Raw genomic sequence first — 19,031 nt, 5'->3', positions numbered from 1 at the left:
TCGACAGTGAATTTATCTGCTGTAGAAACATTTGTAAACAAGCTGTTAATTCGTGATGCGGGCCAAACATCATAATGGGATAGAGCATTTTTATGCGGGAAATATTCAATGAATACGATTGTTTCGTCGGTGGGATAGTGTATTTTTGAGTATTTATTCGAATTTTTGGCGTATTTATTTTGTAGGTGCGAGGGGTGCTTTCCTGCGACGGGAAATTGACCTTAATTTATAACTCATTGTAATTATTATCTAATTGATATTCCATAATTGTAATAACTTATAGCTAATGGTTATATGTTGTTTCAATTGTTACATTTGCCCCGATACCTTGGCTGATCCTTGCCTGCATATTCGTTTTACATTGGCCGCATAGTTAGTTTCACATTGAGCGCATATTGAGTGAGCACCGAGTGGCCCATGAATCTATGTATCGGTTGGTTACTTGCCGGCGAGATAGGCTAACGAGGGGATAGAGGCGTTATTGGGGGCGGTGTCCTGATCCGCCTTTGGCTAACTTGCTTTGATGCTATGTCCTAGGCGGCTTATAAATAGAAAGCATGAAATAGCTAAGGTTGAAATAGCTAAGGTTGAAATAAGAAGGGCAGAAATAACGAAAGCTGAAATAAAAAAGGCACCCGGAGGCGCCTTTGTGTTAATGGCAGAACTTATCTTTACTGCTTATTAGCCAGGCTCTGATAGCCGCCACCATTATAGGTGTTGCTGTAGCCTAGCTTTACCAGACTCTCCTGAGCTATGCCACTGCGACGGCCGCTGCGACAATAGAGCACCACAGACTGATCTTTGGCGATGCCGCGCTTGGTAAACTCTTCGGCAATGTTTTCAAAGGGAATATTAATCGCGTTCTCTAGATGTCCCTCGGCAAACTCCTCAGGGGTTCTGACATCGACGACCATGGCCCCTTGCTGTATATGCTCCCAAGCAACCTTAGGGTTTTTCTCTTCGCCATAGCTTGGCGCAGATACGCCCATGATGGCGATAAACAGCAGCGCCATCAGGCTGATAAAAGACTTGGGTAGCATCTTATTGGCTTGTCTCACGTTGGCTCCTTGTGATCTGTGAGTTATTTCATGCGGGCCAATTCCGCTTCTGTCTTGATCCCCATCTTCTTCATCAACATGGCGGCCGGGCAGAAGCCGGTAAAGGCACTTTGAAATAGATTAGCGCCTACAAAAGCCGTTAGCCAGATAAAATTGGGATGGACAAAGGCCGTGAGCAGTAAAGACAACATGACCATAAAGCCTGCAAAGGCGAAAATACTACGTTCGACAGACATACTGTATCTCCTTAAGATTGCGGATTGACCGCGGCAAAGTATTCGGGGCGGTGACGCATCACGGCGTAATAGAGCACGGGGATCACCACCAGGGTTAACAGGGTTGAAACCAAGATGCCGAAGATCAGGCTGATGGCCAGCCCGTTAAAGATCGGATCATCCAGGATGAACAGGGCGCCAATCATGGCGGCCAGTCCCGTGAGCATGATGGGCTTAGCCCGTACGGCGCCAGAATGAATCACCGCCTGCTCGAAGGGCACGCCTGCGGCGGTTTCCTGATTAATAAAGTCCACCAAGAGGATGGAGTTACGCACTATGATGCCCGCCAGGGCGATCATGCCTATCATAGAGGTGGCGGTAAATTGTGCCCCAAGTAGGGCATGGCCCGGCATCACGCCTATGATGGTGAGCGGAATAGGCGCCATGATGATCAGCGGCACACTGTAGGAGCGGAACTGACCCACCACCAGGAGGTAGATGGCGATCATGCCCACGCCATAGGCTATACCCATGTCTCTGAAGGTCTCATAGGTGATCTTCCACTCGCCGTCCCAGAGTACGGCTATGCTGTCCAGCGCTGAAGGCTGGTTGATATAGTGTTGATCGAAGCCCAGACCACCCTCTTGATTGATGCTGCCGGCAATTTTGAACATGCCATATAGGGGGCTGTCCAGCGGGCCTGCCATGTCGGCCACCACCATGATCATAGGGATCATGTTCTTGCGTATGATAGGCGCGTCTATGGCCCGCTTATGTATGGTGATCAGCTCAGAGACGGGCACAGAGTTACCCGAGGCGTTGGTGAGCCTGAGGTTAAGCACCTGCTCGAGATCCACCTTGGCGCCTTCCTCCAGCTGCAGCTTGATGGGTACCGGGGTCTTCTGATTGGGTTTGTGCAGATAGCTCACCGCCTTGCCGCCCACCGAGGTGGCGACCAGATCGACGATATTGCTGTAGGGCACGCCCATCAGGCTGGCCTTGGCACGGTCGATATTGACCTGCCATTTTTGCTGGGCGGCCGGTAGATAGATGTCGATATCCACCACATCCTGGGTGTCATGAAATAGCTGTTGCAGTGCCTTGGCGGCAGTTTCTCGCATCTCGGCGTTAGGGCCATAGACCTCGGCCAGGATAGGCGACCATACAGGTGGACCTGGGGGCACTTCAACCACCTTGACGTTGGCATTGTATTGCTTGGCGGTGGCCTGCAGCGCGCGGCGCACCTCGGAAGCTATGCTGTGGCTGTCTCTATCGCGATCGCCTTTATCGACCAAATTGACCTGAATGTCGCCCAGCTCCTGACTCTGTCTGAGGAAGTAGTGACGCACTAGGCCGTTAAAGTTCATCGGCGCGGCGGTGCCGGCGTAGAGCTGGTAATTATCCACTTCTTCGACCTTATCCAGCTCCATTGCAAGGGCCTTGAGTACGCGCTGGGTCTGCTCAACCGGCGTACCTTCTGGCATATCCAGCATCACCTGAAACTCCGACTTGTTATCGAAGGGCAGCATCTTGAGTACCACCAACTGACCTACGGGCAGGGATACGGCGATCATGATCAGCAGGGTGATAGCAGCGCCCAGGCCAATTCTCGCCTTACTGGCCTGTTTGCCTCTGACGAAGGGGGAGATCAGCCTTGTAAACAGTCTTAGCATGCGATCGTCCACATCATGCTCGCCATCGCCGCCTTGGTGATGATGGCCCTTGAGCAGCTTAGTGGCCAGCCAGGGGGTGACGATGAAGGCGATGGCCAGGGAGATCAGCATCCCCATACTGGCGTTGATGGGAATGGGGCTCATGTAGGGGCCCATGAGACCAGAGACGAAGGCCATGGGCATCAGCGCGGCGATCACGGTAAATGTCGCCAATATGGTCGGGCCGCCCACCTCATCGACGGCGACGGGGATCAGCTCGACGAAGGAGCGTTTGCCCAGCGCCATATGCCTGTGGATGTTCTCCACCACCACGATGGCGTCATCCACCAGAATACCGATAGAGAAGATCAAGGCGAACAACGAGATACGGTTAAGGGTAAAGCCCCAGGCCCAAGAGGCAAACAGTGTGATCGCCAGGGTGATAATGATGGCGATGCCCACCACCACAGATTCGCGTAGCCCCATGGTGAGGAAGACCAAGATCACCACGGCCGAGGTGGCAAACACTAGCTTGAGGATCAGGGTGTTGGCCTTGTCGCCCGCCGTCTTACCATAGTTGCGCGAGACTGTGATGTTGACATCGTCTGGCACCAGTATGTTGTCTATCTTGTCCAGACGCTCGAGGATCACATTGGCGATATCCACGGCGTTCTCGCCCGGCTGCTTACCGATGGCGATGGTGACCGCAGGATAGATGGCCGACTTATAGCCGTGCCAGGCGTGCTGGGTCGGGATGTCGCTGTTGAGGCTTATCTTGGCGATATCGCCCAGGTACACGGGGGCGCTCTGGCCCGACTCGTCCTGATACACGGCGACAACCAGCTGCTCAACCTCTTGTTTCGATTTTAAAAACTGCCCAGTTTGAACCTTGATCTCCTGATTATCCTGCACCAGCGATACCGGCATGGAGACATGGTTATTGCTCGACAGGCTACGGTTGATATCGTCGTAAGTGAGGCCGTAGAAGCTCATCTTGGCGGGATCGATCCGCACGTTGAGGCTAATCTCATGACTCCCCACGCTGTAGATCTCGCGGGTGCCCGGAATGCGTTTCAGCTCGCTCTCAAGCCCCTTGGCGATGTGGGTCAGCTGCTCGGCAGATTGCGTCTTGTCTTTCGACCATAGGGTCAGGCTAACGATGGGCACATCGTCGATGCCGCGGGGCTTGATCTGTGGCTCGCCCACGCCTGCCTGGCTGGCGACCTTGTCTTTATTGGAGTAGACCTGATTGTATAGCTTGACGATCGCCTCGTTGCGGGGAATGCCCACCTCGAAGATGGCGATGATCAGCGCGCCGTCCGGCTGCGAGAAGGAGTAGAGGGTATCTATGCCCTTGATCTGCGAGATCACCTCCTCCATGGGCTGAGTCACCAGATGCTCGACCTCGCTCGGCGTGGCGCCGGGGAAGGGGATGTAGATGTCGGCAAAGGTGACATCTATCTGCGGCTCTTCCTCTTTTGGGGTCACCATGACGGCGAACAGACCCAGCAGCAGGCCAAGCAGGGCCAGCAGTGGCGTGATGGCGCTCAGCTGGAACATGGCCGCCAGGCGCCCGGAAAATCCCAGACGTTTTTGGCTGTGGTGATTATCTTGGTGTCGATCTTGCTGATTCATATCTATACGGCTCCTATTCGATCAACAGATCTAGTGTTTCAACTTCAGCAGCACTTGGTAGGCATCGACGGCGATGGTGTCGCCGTCGCTTAGCCCGGATAGCACCTCGAAACTATCGCCCTGCTTGTTGCCCAGTCGCACCTGATTGAGCATGAACTGGTCGTTCTGCATCAGGTAGACCGCGCTTAGCTCGTTGTTATAGATCACCGCAGACTCAGGGATGGTCAGGGTATTCCTGTTGCCTGCGTTAAAGCTGGCCTTGACCCACATGCCTGGCATCAGGTTGGGCTCCTGAGGCGGTAGGTCGATACGTGTCTTATAGCTGTGGCTCTTGGCGTCGGCAAAAGAGAAGATGGTCAGGGTATCCGACTCGAGTTCCTTGCCGTTAGGTAGCACTAGCTTCATCTTAGGATTGGCCCGCAGCGCATCTATGTAACGCAGCGGCACATGGGTGACGGCGCGCATATGCTCGGTGGCAAAGCCGCTCAGCAATGGCTGGCCCGGCGATACGGTCTCGCCCACCTCAACGTGGCGTTTAGTCACTACTCCGGCAAACGGCGCGCTGACCGTGGTGTACTGCAAAGACTCGTTTGCCTGAATGATTCTGGCTCTGGCAGCGCTGACGGCTTGGGCCGAGGCGCGGGCGTTAGCGATGGCCTGATCCATGTCACCCTGGGAGATGGCGCCTTGGGGGAACAGCTGCTCGTAACGTTTGCGCTGTTTCTGCGCCTCTTCGTTTTGGGCCTGGGCGCGGGCAAAATCGGCTTCGGCGGCCGCCAGCTCGGCGCCCTGTGCCTTGCTGGTGATCTCCAGCAGGGAGGCGCCCTGGGGCACTATATCGTTGACGTCATAGTTGATCTTGATGATGCGACCCGAGGTTTGCGCCGATACCGTCGCCGATTTTACTGCCTCGAGCTGTGCATCTAAGGTGATCCACTGGGGTTGAGACTGTTTGGCCAGATTCATAGTCGGCAGTTCGTTGGCAGCCGATACCAGGCTGACGAGCGACAGCAGAATGCCGATGGAAAACGTGTGTTGTACTTGCATGGAAGATCACCTCTTAAAACTTCATAAGAAAATTCTAATGGACTTTTTAAGCTTGTGCAATCTTTTATTAGAAAAATGCGATTGAAGGGGCGAAAATCCTTTGCCCCTTTAAAACTAATCGTTTAAGTAATAGGTCAGGGTCGAAACCACCCTGACTTTCTTGATGCTCGGGGTGTTGCTGTCGCGGTTGCTGATGGTAAATTGCCCCTGAGACGCCTGCTTTATCTTGCCAAGCTGGGAGGCGGAGTCCTTGGCAAACTTCTCGGCGGTTTGGCGGGCATTCTCCGTGGCCGTCTGCACCATCTGCGGCTTGAGCTCATTCAGGCCGGTGAAGAGAAACTCGGTGCGGCCGTTGTAATCCTGGTTGGAGATGGCAATCCCTTCCTTGGTCAGTTCGATAAGGTTGCGTTGGGTGCCCAGCAGCAGATCCACCCGCTTGGTGTAGAGGGATACGGTGACCTGAGCCGCGTAGCGATACTTGACGTTAGGGTCTACATAACCCTGGGCCTGTCTGTCTTCGATGGAGGGGAGGGAACTTGAGATCTCATCTTGCGTAAAGCCTTGTTTAATCAGGAAGGCTATCACCTTATCTGTCTTGCTCTGCACCTCCTGATAGAGATTATTGAGATCATTGTCGACCTGGGTGAAGCGGATGGGCCAGATGGCGGTGTCGGCCTTTACCTCGACCTCGGCGAGACCCTTGACCGTGACGGTTCTTTCCATGGCGCGCATCTTTATGATGCTGTCGCCAAGGCTAGTGCCTAACAGATAGAGACCGGCGCAGATGAAGCCGCCTAAGAGAATACTCGCCAGTGATTTTTGCATGGATAAGCGTCCGAGTTGCTATGGGGTAAAGCCAGCATATGCTTGTTTCGTTTGGTTTTCCAGAGAAACAGCGCTCAGGTTTGGGTGCTGGGTTGCCAGAGCTCGACCTTGTTGCCGTCGGGGTCGATAAACCAGCCGAAACGGCCAAATTCAGAGTCTTCGGTTTCCGCAATTAATTGGGCGCCACCCTGGGCCACCTGGGAGAGGGCTTCGTTGAGATCGTCGACGATCAGGTTAAACATAAATTCTTTGGTTGAGGGATGGAGATAATCCGTGTCTCTGCCCATGGGGGTCCAGACGCTGTAGCCGGTGGCCGCCATCGGCATCAGGTTGTTGAGGTAAAAGGCCGCGCCCCCCCAGTTCTCTACCGGCACCTGTAGGTAGGTCTTGTACCACTCGGCGAGCCGTTTGGGATCGTCACTCTTGAAAAATATGCCACCTAAACCAATTACTTTTGCCATCGTCCATCTGTCGTCATGGGAGCCTTGTGTTAACTGTAGAAAAGTTTTCCCATAACTACAAAAAAGCCGCAGTAGACTGCGGCTTTTTGGGTATTGGTCAACAAGTTAGAACTTGTAGTTGTACTGCATAGAGTAGTAGGTGGCGTTCGAGCGCGTGGTGGCGTGAACCATGCCGGTATCTGGACCGATTGGTAGCCCGCCCGTGATGGCGCTGTGCTCGATAAGATCTACATCTTCACCACGGATGAAGGCGACACCGAAGTCCAGGCTCGCATGCTTACCCAGGTTATAGGTGGCACCGGCGGTGAACCACTGACGGTCAGAGTCAGGGATAGAGATAGAGCTGAGTTCACCCACAACACCCTGGTCAAACATGTAACCGGCGCGCACTGTCCAGTCCTGGTTGAGGGTATAGGTGCCGCCGATGCTGAACAGCCAAGAGTCGTCCCAGGCGTAAGTTTTCAGGCTAGCCTCGGGCGCAACTGGTACACCGCCTAGGGTGCCATCGGTCACAGTGATCTCTTTAAAGTCGCCCCAGGTGGTGAGCTGAGCTGTATAGTGCAGGGCAAACTTTTCGGTGAGCTGATGGAAACCCGCTACCTGGAAGATATCCGGCATAGGGATGTTGATCTCATCGAAGGCCACGTTGGCACCGGCTGCAGGATTGTACATGTCGATGTCGCCCGTCGCCTTGAAATCTGGGCTGAAACGGTAGCTCATACCAAATCTGTGATCGGCATTGATCTCATACACTGCGCCTATGATGCCGCCAAATGCTACGCCGTCGGCGTCAACATCTACAAGCTCTTGCTGCACTGCACCGGCTTGAGTCGGTACCAGGCCGCCGCGGGTCAGGGTGCCTTGACCATAGATCACATCGACACCGGCGCCGATGCTGAAGTGGTCGTTAAAGCGGTAAGAGGCGCTCAGGTTAAAGTTAAGTGTGGTGACTTCTGTCTTACCTAGGAGATCCAGCGGGGCAGGCAGGCCGTTGACCAGCTGCTGTGACATAGGTGTGGTGTCTGTACCTGTGCCGAAGTTGCTGAACATGGCAACGCCATAGGCAAACTTGTCGTTTACCGGGCTGACATAATAGAAGTTCGGGATGATCTTGGCTTCTGCCGCATCATCCACATGGCCGTAGTGGATCTGACCCAGCGCAGAATCTATATAGACATCTTTTACGCTGACTTCCACATCGGCGTAGGTCAGGCCCATAGAAAGTTGCTTCTCGTCAAACAGGGCCATGGCCGCTGGGTTGCGAGACAGCACTGAGGCGTTGTCAGCGATCACGGCATCACCGGCAAATGCACGGCCGACACCAGTGGCTGACTGGCTGTTGAGTTGGAAACCAGCGGCCATCGCCTGTGAGCTAGCGAGTGTGACGGCTACTGCGAGTATTGTCTTGTTGAAACGCTTCATAGTTTGTTCTCGTTATTGTCGGCCCGGCTGCATACTGCGCTCATGCTTGTGCCTAAGTCGTGGCGGCCGGGTCCATTTTATAATTCCCGTGCATAGTAGGGATGAGGTGTTACCTCAACAACTCCGACCAGATACAACTTTTTGTTGACTTTGTGTTAAATGCTTGGCCGGTTTTGTGCCGAGAAATGGACGCCTGTTTGAAGAGTGCCTCGATCGAGCTATGTCACGTAGGCTCTGGGTTTGGTTAAGGTTTTGCTAAAGGTTAACGGGATGTGAAATGACAAATTGTAAGTAAAATTTTTACGGTATAAAAAAAGCGTACACTTGTACGCTTTTTTTATCTTCCGCTCATTTTTACGTCAGCGAAGTGGGAGCCTGGCCTCAGAGTTTCTGGTTAAACTGGTCGAATTGTTCGCGTGTGCTGTCTGCTGGGGCAGAGAGCAGGCTAACCAATACACCGGCAAGGGTGGCGAAGAGGAAACCAGGTAGTATCTCATACAGATCGAAGATGCCGCCACTGCTCTGTTTCCATAGCACGACCGTGATGGCGCCAACAAGAATCGTGGCCACGGCGCCGTTGCGGCTATAGTTACGCCAGAAGAGTGACAGAATGACCACAGGGCCAAACGCCGCGCCAAAGCCTGCCCAGGCATAGCTCACTAGACTCAGTACGCTGCTTTCCGGATTTAAGGCAATGAGGCCAGAGATGACGGCTATGGTCAGCACGCCGATACGACCTATCATCATCAGCTCCTTGCTGCTGGCCTCGGGTCTGAGCCACTTCTTGTAGAAGTCTTCGGTGATCACGCTGGAGCAGACCAGTAGCTGAGAATCGATGGTGCTCATGATGGCCGAGAGGATCGCCGCAACCAGCAGGCCACCGATCCAAGGGTTGAAGGCGGCATGGGTCAGGTGAATGAAGATGGTCTCGGGGTTGTCGATAGGCTGGTCGGCAAAGTAGAGGCTGCCGGCAAGGCCAGTTGCCAGGGCGCCCATCAGCGCCACTACCATCCAGCTCATGGCGATACGGCGCGATACCTTGAGGTCGTCGGCGCTACCAATAGCCATGAAGCGCGACAGGATATGGGGCTGACCGAAATAGCCAAGGCCCCATGCCAGCAGAGATGCCAGGCCAATCATGGTGGTGTTGTCACTCAGTAGGGATAACATGGTTGGATCCAGGCTATGAATGCCGTTCTGTGTCTCTGGTTGGCTGAAGATGGTGACTGGCACGATAAGCAGGGCGATCAGCATCAGACAGCCCTGGAAAAAATCGGTCCAGCTCACGGCGAAGAAGCCGCCGACGAAGGTGTAGGCCACTATGATGCCTGAGCCGATAAGCAGGGCCAGGTTGTAGTCCAGGCCGAACACCTTCTCGAACAGTATGGCGCCGCCCACCATGCCTGATGAGGTGTAGAAGGTGAAGAAGACTAAGATGGTGACCGCCGAGACCAGCTTGAGCACAGACTGCTTGTCTTCGAAGCGTTTCTCGAAGAAATCCGGCAGGGTGAGGGCATTGTCGGTAAACTGGGTGTAGATCCGCAGGCGTTTGGCCACAAACAGCCAGTTGAGCCAGGCACCGAATACCAGGCCTATGCCGATCCAGGCTTCGCCCAAGCCGCCGAGGTAGACGGCGCCAGGTAGTCCCAGCAGCAGCCAACCGGACATGTCGGAGGCCCCCACGCTGAGCGCGGTGACGGCCGGTCCCATGGAGCGACCACCTAGAATATAATCGTCGACAGAGTCGGTTGCTTTATATGCCCAAAGGCCAATGCCCATCATGAGGATGAGGTAGCCGAAAAAAGTAATTAATATCGGTAATTCAATATTCATGCTTACGCCATATTGTTCTCATGCCAATGCCCTTGCTGGCTGGGATGCTAGCCCAGCGCCGATGGGGAGTGACATGTCTGTTTTAAGTGAGCCTGCTATGCTAGCAGATGTTTGAGCGCTAGCCCAAATCTGCCTTGAAATGTGATCAATATCTAGGCTTTATCGGTCGATTAATTGCCAAATAAAGCGGAAATGTTGTGGCTTTGTTGGTCGTTTTGAGGTGTTGTAGCGTGTAAGTGTTAGCCGTGGCAAGGTATGACGGAGCCGACACTAGGTCGGCTCCTTAGATCATCTTGTCTGGCGATTTGCTTTATGCACAGGTTCAGCTTTTAGCCTCTTAGATGAAGGACTCTTTCACTTCGTCTCTGACAAAGTTCAGATCCGTCACATCTTCACCGACCAGGAGCACGTAGGCGTTGTCAGACTTGAAGCCCATTCCCTGGTAGCGATTATCGGCAAAGGCTTCCTCAAGCACCATGCGGTCTTCCAGCGGTACGATAAACAGGGTGACCTTGCCCTGCTTGCCTTGCATCACCAGGTGGATACTCTTCACGCCCTGGAAGTCACAGTAGGTACTGTAGAGTACGCGGCCGGGTTGCTCGGTAAAGCGGGCATGATTGAGGCTAGTCAGCGAGGCGAGCTGGGTATTGACCTCATCGACGCTGATATTGCGCTCACTCTTCATCGCCATCTCTTCATGATAGACATGGGCCAGGGCGTGCTGCCCCAGATCGACCGGGGCGAGGCGTAGCAGGGTGAAGCTGATCCCGGCGATGAAGGCGATAGAGGCCACCAGTGCCAGGGTAAAACCTGTCTTGCGGCGCTCCACCTGATGTTGATGCAGCTGTTGGTTGAGTAGCAGCTTAGCCTCGAGATCCTCAGGCACTTCTACCTTCAGAGCGGCCTCAAGCTTCTTGTCTAGTAGTTTGAGATCGTTAACAAACGCGGTGCGCTCGCTCGACTCATGCATCGACGCAAGAAATTCGTCGTCTTGACGATTTGGATTTTCATAGGCCTCGCGGCGGAATTTGAGCTCATCCATTGGAGCGCCCCCTAGTTTGCGTGTCATCGAGTATCTCTTTTAGCTGATTTCTGGCGCGAAATAAGCGAGTCATTACGGTATTACGATTCAGATCTAAGATGTCGGCGATCTCTTCACCGCTAAAGCCGCCGATCACCTGCAGGATAAGGGGCTCACGGTATTCGGCTTCAAGCTTGGCGATCTGACGCCTGAGCATATGCTGCTCCATGCTCTCCTCGCTGGAGGCGGAGATATGGTCGGCGATATCGGCCTGCTCCACATCCGAGTAGTCGAACTGTTTGCGCTCGAAGCGGCGGGCGTTCTCACGCCGTAATATGGTGATCAGCCAAGCCTTGGCCGCCTTGTCATCTTTTAGTGATTCCAAGGAGCGCCAGGCGCGTAAGAAGGTTTCCTGTGTGATATCTTCGGCGATATGTTTATCCCCGCACAGCCAGAAGGCGTAGCGGAATAGATCGCCATGAAGTGCCCTGACAAGGCTATCGTATCGTCGTTGTTTATTCAGCATGTCTCTATTGACCGACTTTTTCGGTTTTTTATTTCGTATCACGCTAAACATTTTTTACTCGCAGCATAGAAAGGAGGGGAGGCGCGTCAATTGTTTCGACTAAGTTACCGCCATTGGCGCGCCTGAGGCAAGTTGTTAGAGCGGATTTAAGGGCCTTAAAGCAGATGGTGTGCTGTGGGGCGCAGTTTTTGGGGCATTTTTCACCGTGCGGATCACCTTTTCACAGTCTAGCCCCTGGCTACCGGGGCTGTATCCCTGACGCTGTATGGCTTGGATCGCCTGGTCGAGATCGCAGCTAAGGGCCGCGATATCTGTCAGGGTCAGCGGCTTGCCCGCCTGTTGGCTCATATGACGCTGCAGGGCGACCAGTGCCTCGCCCGTCTTGCCTTGGCGGCAGGCGGTTTCAAATTGGCGCAGCGCATCTGAGTCCATGGGGGCAGGGTTTGCAGCGTTCCTGTTTGCATTGCTCGGCGCGGCGCGATAACGATAAGCTTGGTAGTGGCGATACCACAAGAGCATAGTCGCCAACCATAGCAGGGCAAACAGTGCGCTGATGCCGGGCCAATAGTTTGTTGTAGCGGTCTGAGCATCTGTTGTCACGACCAGCGGACTCTGCTGGCTTGCGCTTGCAGGTGCCACACTGATGGTGTGGGCGGGCAGGGTGGCAAACTCCTGTTTCTGGGTGCGGCTGTTCCACCAGGGAATGCGGATCGCGGGCAGGGTATAGCTACCGGGCTGAGTAGGCACTATGGCCGTGGTCTGGTTGAGCTGGGCGACCACCTGCTTATCGCGCACATAGGTCTTGCGCTGGGGTTTTTCCGGATAGACCTTAAAGGATTCGGGCAGGTCTAGGGTGATCCCCGGCAGGCTGGTATCGTCGGCGTTGGAGGCCAGCAGGCTGATGTTACGTGTGATGGGCACGCCGACCTGGTACTGAGCATCTTTCTTCCAGTCCTCTTTTAACACCACGAGATCGCTCACCAGCCAGTCACCCTGATAAGTCGCGGGGATGGGCAATACCTCTATGTCGCTCGGGGCGGCCTTGGCCTGCATGGGGCGGCTCTCGTTAAAGGAGAACATGCCGCCGCGGCGGGAGGATTCGACTAACACATCGCCAGAGAAGCTGGCGCCGGCAAGCGACAGTGTGCCTGGCTTATCGGCGATCAGGCTATAGGTACGCTCGATCACACGGTAGCGGCGGCCATCGATGATCTCTGTGCCGTCGATGTCGTCCCCCAGTTGTTTGAGCTGAGCGCCCTCGACATTGGGCGCACTGAGTACGCCGCGTTGCAGCTCGACGCCCAGGTAAAGCTTCACCTTATAGGTGATTAATTGCCCCACATAGGCGGTCTCGGTGGAGACGCTGCTGCGGATAAACAGGTTCTTCATCTGCTCGGGTTGGCTACCGGGGGCCGCCACCTTGAGTTCTATAGGATCAGAGCTGACGTTGTCTATGGTCATGGCGGGGATGATCACTGTGCCGGTTTTCTTGGGGGCAAGCAGGATCTGCCAGCGGGTCTCCTTGCTGGCGTCGAAGTTCATGATCTGGGTGCTGCGGCTGACACTGGTGCGCCCGACGATGAAGTCTTTTAGCAAAATGCTGGTGTCCAGCCTGGCGTTGTCCACATCGTCATCGGCCTTTATGCTAAGCACCAGATATTCCCCCTGGATGGCGGGATTTCTGTCTACCGAGGTTTCTACCTTGGTTAAGGCATAGGCTGGTGCTGACAGGCTGAGTGCCAAACAGGCTAAGGTCAAAAAGCGTCGTATTACCACTGTTGATTGTCCTTTATGGTCGCGCCCTGACGGCGGCGTTTTTGATATTCCAGTTGCATCTTGTTGCGCAGCAAGACCTGAGGGTCATCGACCACCCCCGAGAGGGCCCGCTGCATCTCGGGTGGCAGATCCTCTGGCGCAATCGCATTGGTTAGGGCCGCAGCAGGTTCGCCTTGTTCATCTGACTCGCCTGCTTGTCCCTGGGTCATCTTGCTTGCCTGAGCTTGGTCTTGCCCCGTCTGTTGTCCGGCATCGCTTTGACTTGCATTAGCATCCGCTTGCTTACTGTCATCTTCTTGGTTATTGGCCTGTTGAGCCGGATCGGCGCTCATCTGAGCATCATTTTGTGTGCCTGACTGTTGCTCCCCTTGGGACGGGTTATCCTGACCGGCATTTTGCGAGCCTTGCTGTTGTGACGCCTGGCCATCCTTTTCTTGAGCGTTTTGCTCCTGTGAGCCATCGCCTTGTGAGTCGTCGCCAGATTGCTGGTCGCCATCGCTGGTCTGTTGGCTCTGCTCCTGCCCGCTACCCTGTTGTCCGTTAGCGTCCTGGCCTTTGTTTTGGTCAGAATTACTTTGATCAGCGCTATTTGGGTCAGAGCTACTTTGATCAGAGTTATCTTGGGACTGATTCTGATCAGACTTCTGCTGTTCCGATTGACCTTGGTTATCTTGCTGCTGTTTAAGCTGCTCAGCTAACTCAAGGTTTTGTTTAGCCTGGTTGATCTGGGGATCTTTATCCAGTGCCTGTTGATAGCGCTCGATGGCCTTGTCGAGTTCATTGAGCTGCATCAGGCTGTTGCCCTGATTAAACAGGCCACTTGCCGAATCATCTTGCTCGAACAGTTCCAGTGCCTGCTGATAGTCGCCACTCTTATACAGGGAGGAGGCCTTCCATTGAGGCGAGTCAAACTGCTCGGCCGCCGCTTGGTAGTCTTGCGCCTGATAGGCCTGCATGGCCCGCTGATCGTCAGTAGTAAACGGATGTTGCCAGCTGGCAGCCTGCGCCTGTGGGCTAGGGGAGAGGACTATCAGGCAGGCCAGAGCGGGTAGGGCATGCCTGAAGCTCAGTAGCGCTGGCAGCAGCAGGAGCAGCGCCAGATAGGGGCCGAGATCTTGCCAGGCTTCCCCTTGGCGATCTGACGTCTTGGCATCGCTTTCCTGGCTCAGGCTTTGTGTCAGTGCCTCGAGATCTTTGCCATCGGCGCGGTAGGCAAACAACTTGCCACCACTCTCGCCAATCAGGCTGCCAAGATCATTGAGATGGGTTTGGCTGACCACCACCTGATCACTTTTACCGCGCATCAGTTGTCCATCCGGCAGGCGGATGGCAGCGCCCTGTGTCGTGCCCATGGCGATGATGGAGAGGCGATACTGGGTATCTTCCAGTATCGACTTGGCCTCGCCTATTTGCTCTGGCTCGACGCCGTCGGCCAGCAAGATGATCTCCCCCTTGAGATGACCGCCTTGTACCAGTAGCTGCTTGGCCTGCTTGAGCGCCGCGGGCAGGTTTGAGCCCAGCACGGGCATGATCTCCGGCGACAGGGTCGGTAACAGATTTAGCAGGGTAGATTGGTCTCGGGTCAGTGGGCTGATGGTAAAGGCATCGCCGGCGTAGGCGACCAGGCCTGTCTCGCCTTCCTTGAGACTCTTGATGAGATCCGTTGCCTTAAACTTTGCCTGAGTTAACCTGTTAGGAGCCAGATCGGTGGCGTACATGGACAGCGACATATCCATGACGATCACCCGGCCAAGATTGGACTCGAATACCGGCAGCTTCTGCTTGGTCAGCGCCGGGCCTGATAACGCTAAGACGCCAACGAGCCAGATAAAGGCGACTAGGCCAAGATGTTGTTTCTTATTGGCCGCCTGGCCACTCACCAACACCTTAGCCAGATGCGGCGCGATATAGCGATTCCAACTCGAGGCCTGGTGCTGCTGGCGTCTTTGTAGCCAGAGCAGCAGGGTCAGTGGAATGAGGGCCAGCAGCCATTCGGGACGGAGAAAATGGATCATGAGGCGCTCCGTGGTAAACGTTGAACTAAGGCCTGCACGGCAGCTAGGCCGCTTAACATCATGAGAACCGTTATCAGCAGGGCGACAGCCAAGGGATAATAGAAGAGCTCGGCCTGTGGACGATAGCTGAGTTGGTCGCTGTCGGTGGGCTCGAGTTTGTCTATCTCCTGATAGATCTGCTCTAGCTCATCCGAGTTGCGCGCCCGGAAATAGCGCCCTTGGGTTTTCTGTGCCAGCAGGGTGAGCTGCGCCTCATCGAGATCCATCGACGGATTGACACGCTCCTTGCCAAACAGGGTGCGGCGCTCCATCACCTCGGCGCCCACCCCTATGGTGTAGATGGTCACGCCTCGCTTGGCGGCGATATCGGCGGCCTGCTCGGGCGTGATGCTCCCCGAGTTATTTGAGCCGTCGGTGAGCAGGATAAGCACCCGGTTGCTCTGCTCTGCCTTGTCGAAGCGTTTAACCGCAAGGGCGATGGCCTCGCCGATGGCGGTCTGCTTACCGACCAGACCAATTTGTGCCTCGGTAAGGAACTGGGCCACCGAGCGTCTGTCCTGGGTGAGCGGCGCCTGCAGATAGGCGTGATCGGCAAATAGGATGAGCCCCAGCTTATCGCCCTTGCGGCGCTCGATAAACTCGCTCATCACCCTCTGTACCATGGTAAAGCGATCGACCGTCTTTGCGTTTAATACCATGTCCTCTATCTGCATACTGCCCGACAGATCCACCGCCAGCATGAGGTCACGCCCCTTGCTCGGCAGCTCGATGGCATCGCCAACCCATAGGGGGCGGGCGACGGCGCAAACCAGCAGCGTCCACACCAACCAATAGGGCCAGCGACTGCGGTTAGGGGAATTATCGAGTGCGAGGGTCTGCGCCTCACCGACGCCGGGCATCTGCAGATGCCCGCCAACCGTTTGCTGTGCTTGTTTGCTGCTGCGAAAGATTAAGGGAAGCGGCAATAAAACCAGCAGCCAAGGCCAGGCTAGTGTGAACATAATGCCTCCTTGTCAGCCTTTAGCGGTAGCGCGTGCTGCAGCCAGACTTTGGCGCCGCTCAAAAGTTGTGTGGCTTCCTCTGGCGTGAGGTGCGCGGACTGATAACGCTTCTCCAAGAGGCTTGGCAGCTTAGGGTCCATGGTTGGCAGCTGGGCGCTTAGCCAGGCATACCAGTCGTCTCCCTGTAGGGAGGCGACCTGTTCACGAGGCAGATAGCTCATGGCGCTGCGTTTAAGCAGGCTGTTGACCGTGAGTGCTAACTGGGGATCATCGGGTGTTACTTCAGCAAGAAGCTTTAGTGCCTCGCGTTTGGCCGCCAGCTGCTTGCCTCTGCGTTTGACATAGATGAACAGGGCGGCGATCAGGATAATCAGTAGCAGAGCCACTAGGTAATAGCCGTAGGCGAGGGGCCAGAAGCCGATAGGCTCAGGGGTGATGATATCCTGCATCTTGGCTAGTGCAGGTTGACTTGCCGCTTGCATCTACCTTAGGGCTCCGATTTGTTGGTTTAACGGCTGGGCCGCGTCGATGCGTCTTGGCCGTGCGTTGATCTGATTCATCATGGTGATAAATCCCTGTTGCTGTGTTTGTTGCTGATTGAGCCAGGCATCGTAGCTGCGCCTGTCCAGCATCAGCTCCTTATCGCCATCCCTGACCGGGAATTGGAACTGTGGCGGCAGCTGAAGGGTGCCTTGCCTGAGGGGATCTGTGATCAGAAAGGCGCCGATATCACAATGGAGCTTTAGCTCGCTCAGCGGCCCCAGACACTGGGGGCTGAAATGGTTGCCGTCACTGATGATCCAGATAAGCGAACCGGGTTTGGCGATCCGTCTCAGGCGTTGGCAGGCCTTGAAGATATGCTCAGGCTGTTTCACTGGCTGATCGAGCTGGCTCAGTTGCCGCTGGTGCACCTGCTCCATGGCCGAGATGAGTGCCAGCATGCCACCCTGGCGACTACGAGGCTTAAGTTCAAGGTGTTCTGTCTCACAGGCGATTAGGGCGCCGAGGCGATCGCCGTGACCGACGGCCGTCCAGCCCAAGGTCGCGGCCAGGTGCGCCGCCTGCACCGACTGCAACATAAGGCTGGAGCCGAAATAGAGGCTATGGCTAAGATCCAGTAGTAGCAACACCGGACGCTCGCGCTCCTCGACAAACAGCTTGGTATGGGCCTTGCCGGTTCTGGCGGTCACCCGCCAGTCTATGGTGCGCACGTCGTCGCCGCTCTGGTAGTGGCGCACCTCGGCAAACTCCATGCCCCGTCCCTTGATGCTGCTGGCTCTATGGCCGGCCAGCGCCGCTCGCGCCTTGGTCTTGCGTTCGGGCAGGGCCCTGGCGATATTCTGGCAGGCTAACAGCTCTTTCTGATTGAGGGAGACGCCATCGGCAAATAGCGGTAAAGCCTTCTGTTCCATTAAGGCACCGCTACCTGACTGAGAATATGGTTGATCACCTGATCGCTGCTCACTCCTTCCGCCTGTGCCTGATAGCTGAGGAGCAGACGGTGGCGCAGCACATTTGGCACCACGGCTTGAATATCTTCCGGCGAGACAAAGTCGCGCTCCATCAGCCAGGCCCGGGCGCGGGCGCAGCGCTCGATGGAGATGGTTGCACGTGGGCTGACGCCATATTCCAGCCAGCTCGCCAGCTCGTCACTGTATTGTTGTGGCTGACGGGTGGCCATCACGATATTGACAATATATTGCTCCAGCGGCTCGGCCAGATAGATGTCGAGCGCGGCCTTACGGGCGGCGAATACTTCCTCCTGGGCGATGGGCTCGACCCTTGGCAGTTCCTGAGTGATGGCCTCGCTGCGCGACAGACGCATGATCTCAAATTCGGTGGCGGCGCTGGGGTAGTCCAGATTTAGGTGCATCAGGAAGCGATCCAGCTGCGCCTCGGGCAGGGGATAGGTGCCCTCGTTTTCCAGCGGGTTTTGAGTTGCCATTACCAGAAACAGCTTTGGCAGCTTGTAGCTTTGTTTACCGACAGTGACCTGACCCTCGGCCATGGCTTCCAATAGCGCCGACTGCACCTTGGCCGGCGCGCGGTTGATCTCGTCGGCCAAGATCAGGTTATGAAAGATAGGACCTGCTTCAAACTCGAAGGTGGCCGTCTGCGCACGATAGATGTCGGTGCCGGTCAGATCTGCTGGCAATAGGTCTGGTGTAAACTGGATGCGGTGGAAATCCCCCTCGACCCCATCGCTCAGCGCCTTCACCGCGCGGGTCTTGGCCAGACCCGGTGGCCCCTCAACCAGTAAGTGACCATCGGCAATCAGTGCGATCAATAAGTTTTCGGTAAGAGTGGGTTGACCCAGGATCACTTTATTCAGGTATTCACGTAATGCATGAAATCGACTTAAGGGCATGATGCTACTCGGTATTATCTATTGTGTGAGCTGTAGACAGCGTATCGGGTAAAAAATTCAGTGATAAACGGCTTACCGCAACCTTGGGAGTGTCAGAAGACCTTGCGGGGCTTGGCGGCGCCAAATTTCAATCAGCAAAATAAGTTAGCATGCTTAAACGGGGAATAAAACCGACT

The 19,031-nt window shown here is 55.2% G+C and carries 16 protein-coding genes; all 16 read right to left on the bottom strand.

Annotation, left to right across the window (positions count from 1 at the left end; translation table 11 throughout):
• Positions 1 to 671: 671 nt before the first annotated feature.
• On the bottom strand, positions 672 to 1,058 hold the full coding sequence (locus L2731_RS00515; RefSeq protein WP_415836994.1) for a rhodanese-like domain-containing protein: 387 nt from the start codon (positions 1,056 to 1,058) through the stop codon (positions 672 to 674).
• 23 nt (positions 1,059 to 1,081) lie between these two features.
• Positions 1,082 to 1,294 carry a YgaP family membrane protein gene (locus L2731_RS00510; RefSeq protein ID WP_033537722.1) on the bottom strand — a complete coding sequence of 71 codons (213 nt, stop codon included), beginning with the start codon at positions 1,292 to 1,294 and terminating at the stop codon, positions 1,082 to 1,084.
• 11 nt (positions 1,295 to 1,305) lie between these two features.
• Positions 1,306 to 4,560 (bottom strand): efflux RND transporter permease subunit, encoded by a 3,255-nt coding sequence (locus L2731_RS00505; protein ID WP_249251341.1) that lies wholly within the window; start codon positions 4,558 to 4,560, stop codon positions 1,306 to 1,308.
• A gap of 30 nt (positions 4,561 to 4,590) precedes the next feature.
• Entirely contained in the window at positions 4,591 to 5,607 is a 1,017-nt protein-coding gene (locus L2731_RS00500) for an efflux RND transporter periplasmic adaptor subunit (protein WP_249251338.1), read from the bottom strand.
• 114 nt (positions 5,608 to 5,721) lie between these two features.
• A complete protein-coding gene (locus L2731_RS00495) occupies positions 5,722 to 6,432 on the bottom strand; it encodes an SIMPL domain-containing protein (protein WP_011866235.1) in 711 nt (236 codons plus the stop codon).
• 74 nt (positions 6,433 to 6,506) lie between these two features.
• Positions 6,507 to 6,893 carry a VOC family protein gene (locus tag L2731_RS00490; RefSeq protein ID WP_249251336.1) on the bottom strand — a complete coding sequence of 129 codons (387 nt, stop codon included), beginning with the start codon at positions 6,891 to 6,893 and terminating at the stop codon, positions 6,507 to 6,509.
• A gap of 105 nt (positions 6,894 to 6,998) precedes the next feature.
• Positions 6,999 to 8,315 (bottom strand): OmpP1/FadL family transporter, encoded by a 1,317-nt coding sequence (locus tag L2731_RS00485; protein WP_249251334.1) that lies wholly within the window; start codon positions 8,313 to 8,315, stop codon positions 6,999 to 7,001.
• A gap of 381 nt (positions 8,316 to 8,696) precedes the next feature.
• Positions 8,697 to 10,148, bottom strand: coding sequence for a sodium/proline symporter PutP (putP, locus tag L2731_RS00480; protein WP_249251332.1), 1,452 nt, complete (start codon positions 10,146 to 10,148; stop codon positions 8,697 to 8,699).
• A 337-nt stretch (positions 10,149 to 10,485) separates the two neighbouring features.
• The gene (locus tag L2731_RS00475; protein ID WP_041509445.1) at positions 10,486 to 11,190 is read right to left on the bottom strand and encodes a DUF3379 domain-containing protein; all 705 of its coding nucleotides are present in this window, start codon (positions 11,188 to 11,190) and stop codon (positions 10,486 to 10,488) included.
• A complete protein-coding gene (locus L2731_RS00470; RefSeq protein WP_041509446.1) occupies positions 11,183 to 11,746 on the bottom strand; it encodes a sigma-70 family RNA polymerase sigma factor in 564 nt (187 codons plus the stop codon). Before L2731_RS00470 ends, L2731_RS00475 begins: the two co-directional genes overlap by 8 nt.
• Positions 11,747 to 11,830: 84 nt before the next feature.
• Positions 11,831 to 13,471, bottom strand: coding sequence for a BatD family protein (locus L2731_RS00465; protein WP_415836995.1), 1,641 nt, complete (start codon positions 13,469 to 13,471; stop codon positions 11,831 to 11,833).
• Positions 13,465 to 15,486 carry a VWA domain-containing protein gene (locus L2731_RS00460; RefSeq protein ID WP_249251324.1) on the bottom strand — a complete coding sequence of 674 codons (2,022 nt, stop codon included), beginning with the start codon at positions 15,484 to 15,486 and terminating at the stop codon, positions 13,465 to 13,467. Before L2731_RS00460 ends, L2731_RS00465 begins: the two co-directional genes overlap by 7 nt.
• The gene (locus L2731_RS00455) at positions 15,483 to 16,487 is read right to left on the bottom strand and encodes a vWA domain-containing protein (protein ID WP_249251320.1); all 1,005 of its coding nucleotides are present in this window, start codon (positions 16,485 to 16,487) and stop codon (positions 15,483 to 15,485) included. Before L2731_RS00455 ends, L2731_RS00460 begins: the two co-directional genes overlap by 4 nt.
• Positions 16,475 to 16,969 (bottom strand): DUF4381 domain-containing protein, encoded by a 495-nt coding sequence (locus tag L2731_RS00450; RefSeq protein ID WP_239851295.1) that lies wholly within the window; start codon positions 16,967 to 16,969, stop codon positions 16,475 to 16,477. Before L2731_RS00450 ends, L2731_RS00455 begins: the two co-directional genes overlap by 13 nt.
• On the bottom strand, positions 16,970 to 17,899 hold the full coding sequence (locus L2731_RS00445; RefSeq protein WP_249251317.1) for a DUF58 domain-containing protein: 930 nt from the start codon (positions 17,897 to 17,899) through the stop codon (positions 16,970 to 16,972).
• Positions 17,899 to 18,855, bottom strand: a complete 957-nt coding sequence (locus tag L2731_RS00440) for an AAA family ATPase (RefSeq protein ID WP_249251315.1) — start codon at positions 18,853 to 18,855, stop codon at positions 17,899 to 17,901. Before L2731_RS00440 ends, L2731_RS00445 begins: the two co-directional genes overlap by 1 nt.
• Between the last annotated feature and the right edge of the window lie 176 nt (positions 18,856 to 19,031).

This window comes from Shewanella aquimarina (genome assembly GCF_023349185.1).
GTDB lineage: Bacteria > Pseudomonadota > Gammaproteobacteria > Enterobacterales > Shewanellaceae > Shewanella > Shewanella aquimarina.
Note: the sequence above shows the minus strand (reverse complement) of the source record. Positions and strands in the feature narration are given on the sequence as shown.

Excerpts from the sequence above, each read along its gene's own strand:
- L2731_RS00510 (WP_033537722.1), bottom strand. The coding sequence starts at position 1,294 with ATGTCTGTCGAACGTAGTATTTTCGCCTTTGCAGGCTTTATGGTCATG.
- L2731_RS00505 (WP_249251341.1), bottom strand. The coding sequence starts at position 4,560 with ATGAATCAGCAAGATCGACACCAAGATAATCACCACAGCCAAAAACGT.
- L2731_RS00500 (WP_249251338.1), bottom strand. The coding sequence starts at position 5,607 with ATGCAAGTACAACACACGTTTTCCATCGGCATTCTGCTGTCGCTCGTC.
- L2731_RS00495 (WP_011866235.1), bottom strand. The coding sequence starts at position 6,432 with ATGCAAAAATCACTGGCGAGTATTCTCTTAGGCGGCTTCATCTGCGCC.
- L2731_RS00490 (WP_249251336.1), bottom strand. The coding sequence starts at position 6,893 with ATGGCAAAAGTAATTGGTTTAGGTGGCATATTTTTCAAGAGTGACGAT.
- L2731_RS00485 (WP_249251334.1), bottom strand. The coding sequence starts at position 8,315 with ATGAAGCGTTTCAACAAGACAATACTCGCAGTAGCCGTCACACTCGCT.
- putP (WP_249251332.1), bottom strand. The coding sequence starts at position 10,148 with ATGAATATTGAATTACCGATATTAATTACTTTTTTCGGCTACCTCATC.
- L2731_RS00475 (WP_041509445.1), bottom strand. The coding sequence starts at position 11,190 with ATGGATGAGCTCAAATTCCGCCGCGAGGCCTATGAAAATCCAAATCGT.
- L2731_RS00470 (WP_041509446.1), bottom strand. The coding sequence starts at position 11,746 with ATGTTTAGCGTGATACGAAATAAAAAACCGAAAAAGTCGGTCAATAGA.
- L2731_RS00460 (WP_249251324.1), bottom strand. The coding sequence starts at position 15,486 with ATGATCCATTTTCTCCGTCCCGAATGGCTGCTGGCCCTCATTCCACTG.
- L2731_RS00455 (WP_249251320.1), bottom strand. The coding sequence starts at position 16,487 with ATGTTCACACTAGCCTGGCCTTGGCTGCTGGTTTTATTGCCGCTTCCC.
- L2731_RS00450 (WP_239851295.1), bottom strand. The coding sequence starts at position 16,969 with ATGCAAGCGGCAAGTCAACCTGCACTAGCCAAGATGCAGGATATCATC.
- L2731_RS00445 (WP_249251317.1), bottom strand. The coding sequence starts at position 17,899 with ATGGAACAGAAGGCTTTACCGCTATTTGCCGATGGCGTCTCCCTCAAT.
- L2731_RS00440 (WP_249251315.1), bottom strand. The coding sequence starts at position 18,855 with ATGCCCTTAAGTCGATTTCATGCATTACGTGAATACCTGAATAAAGTG.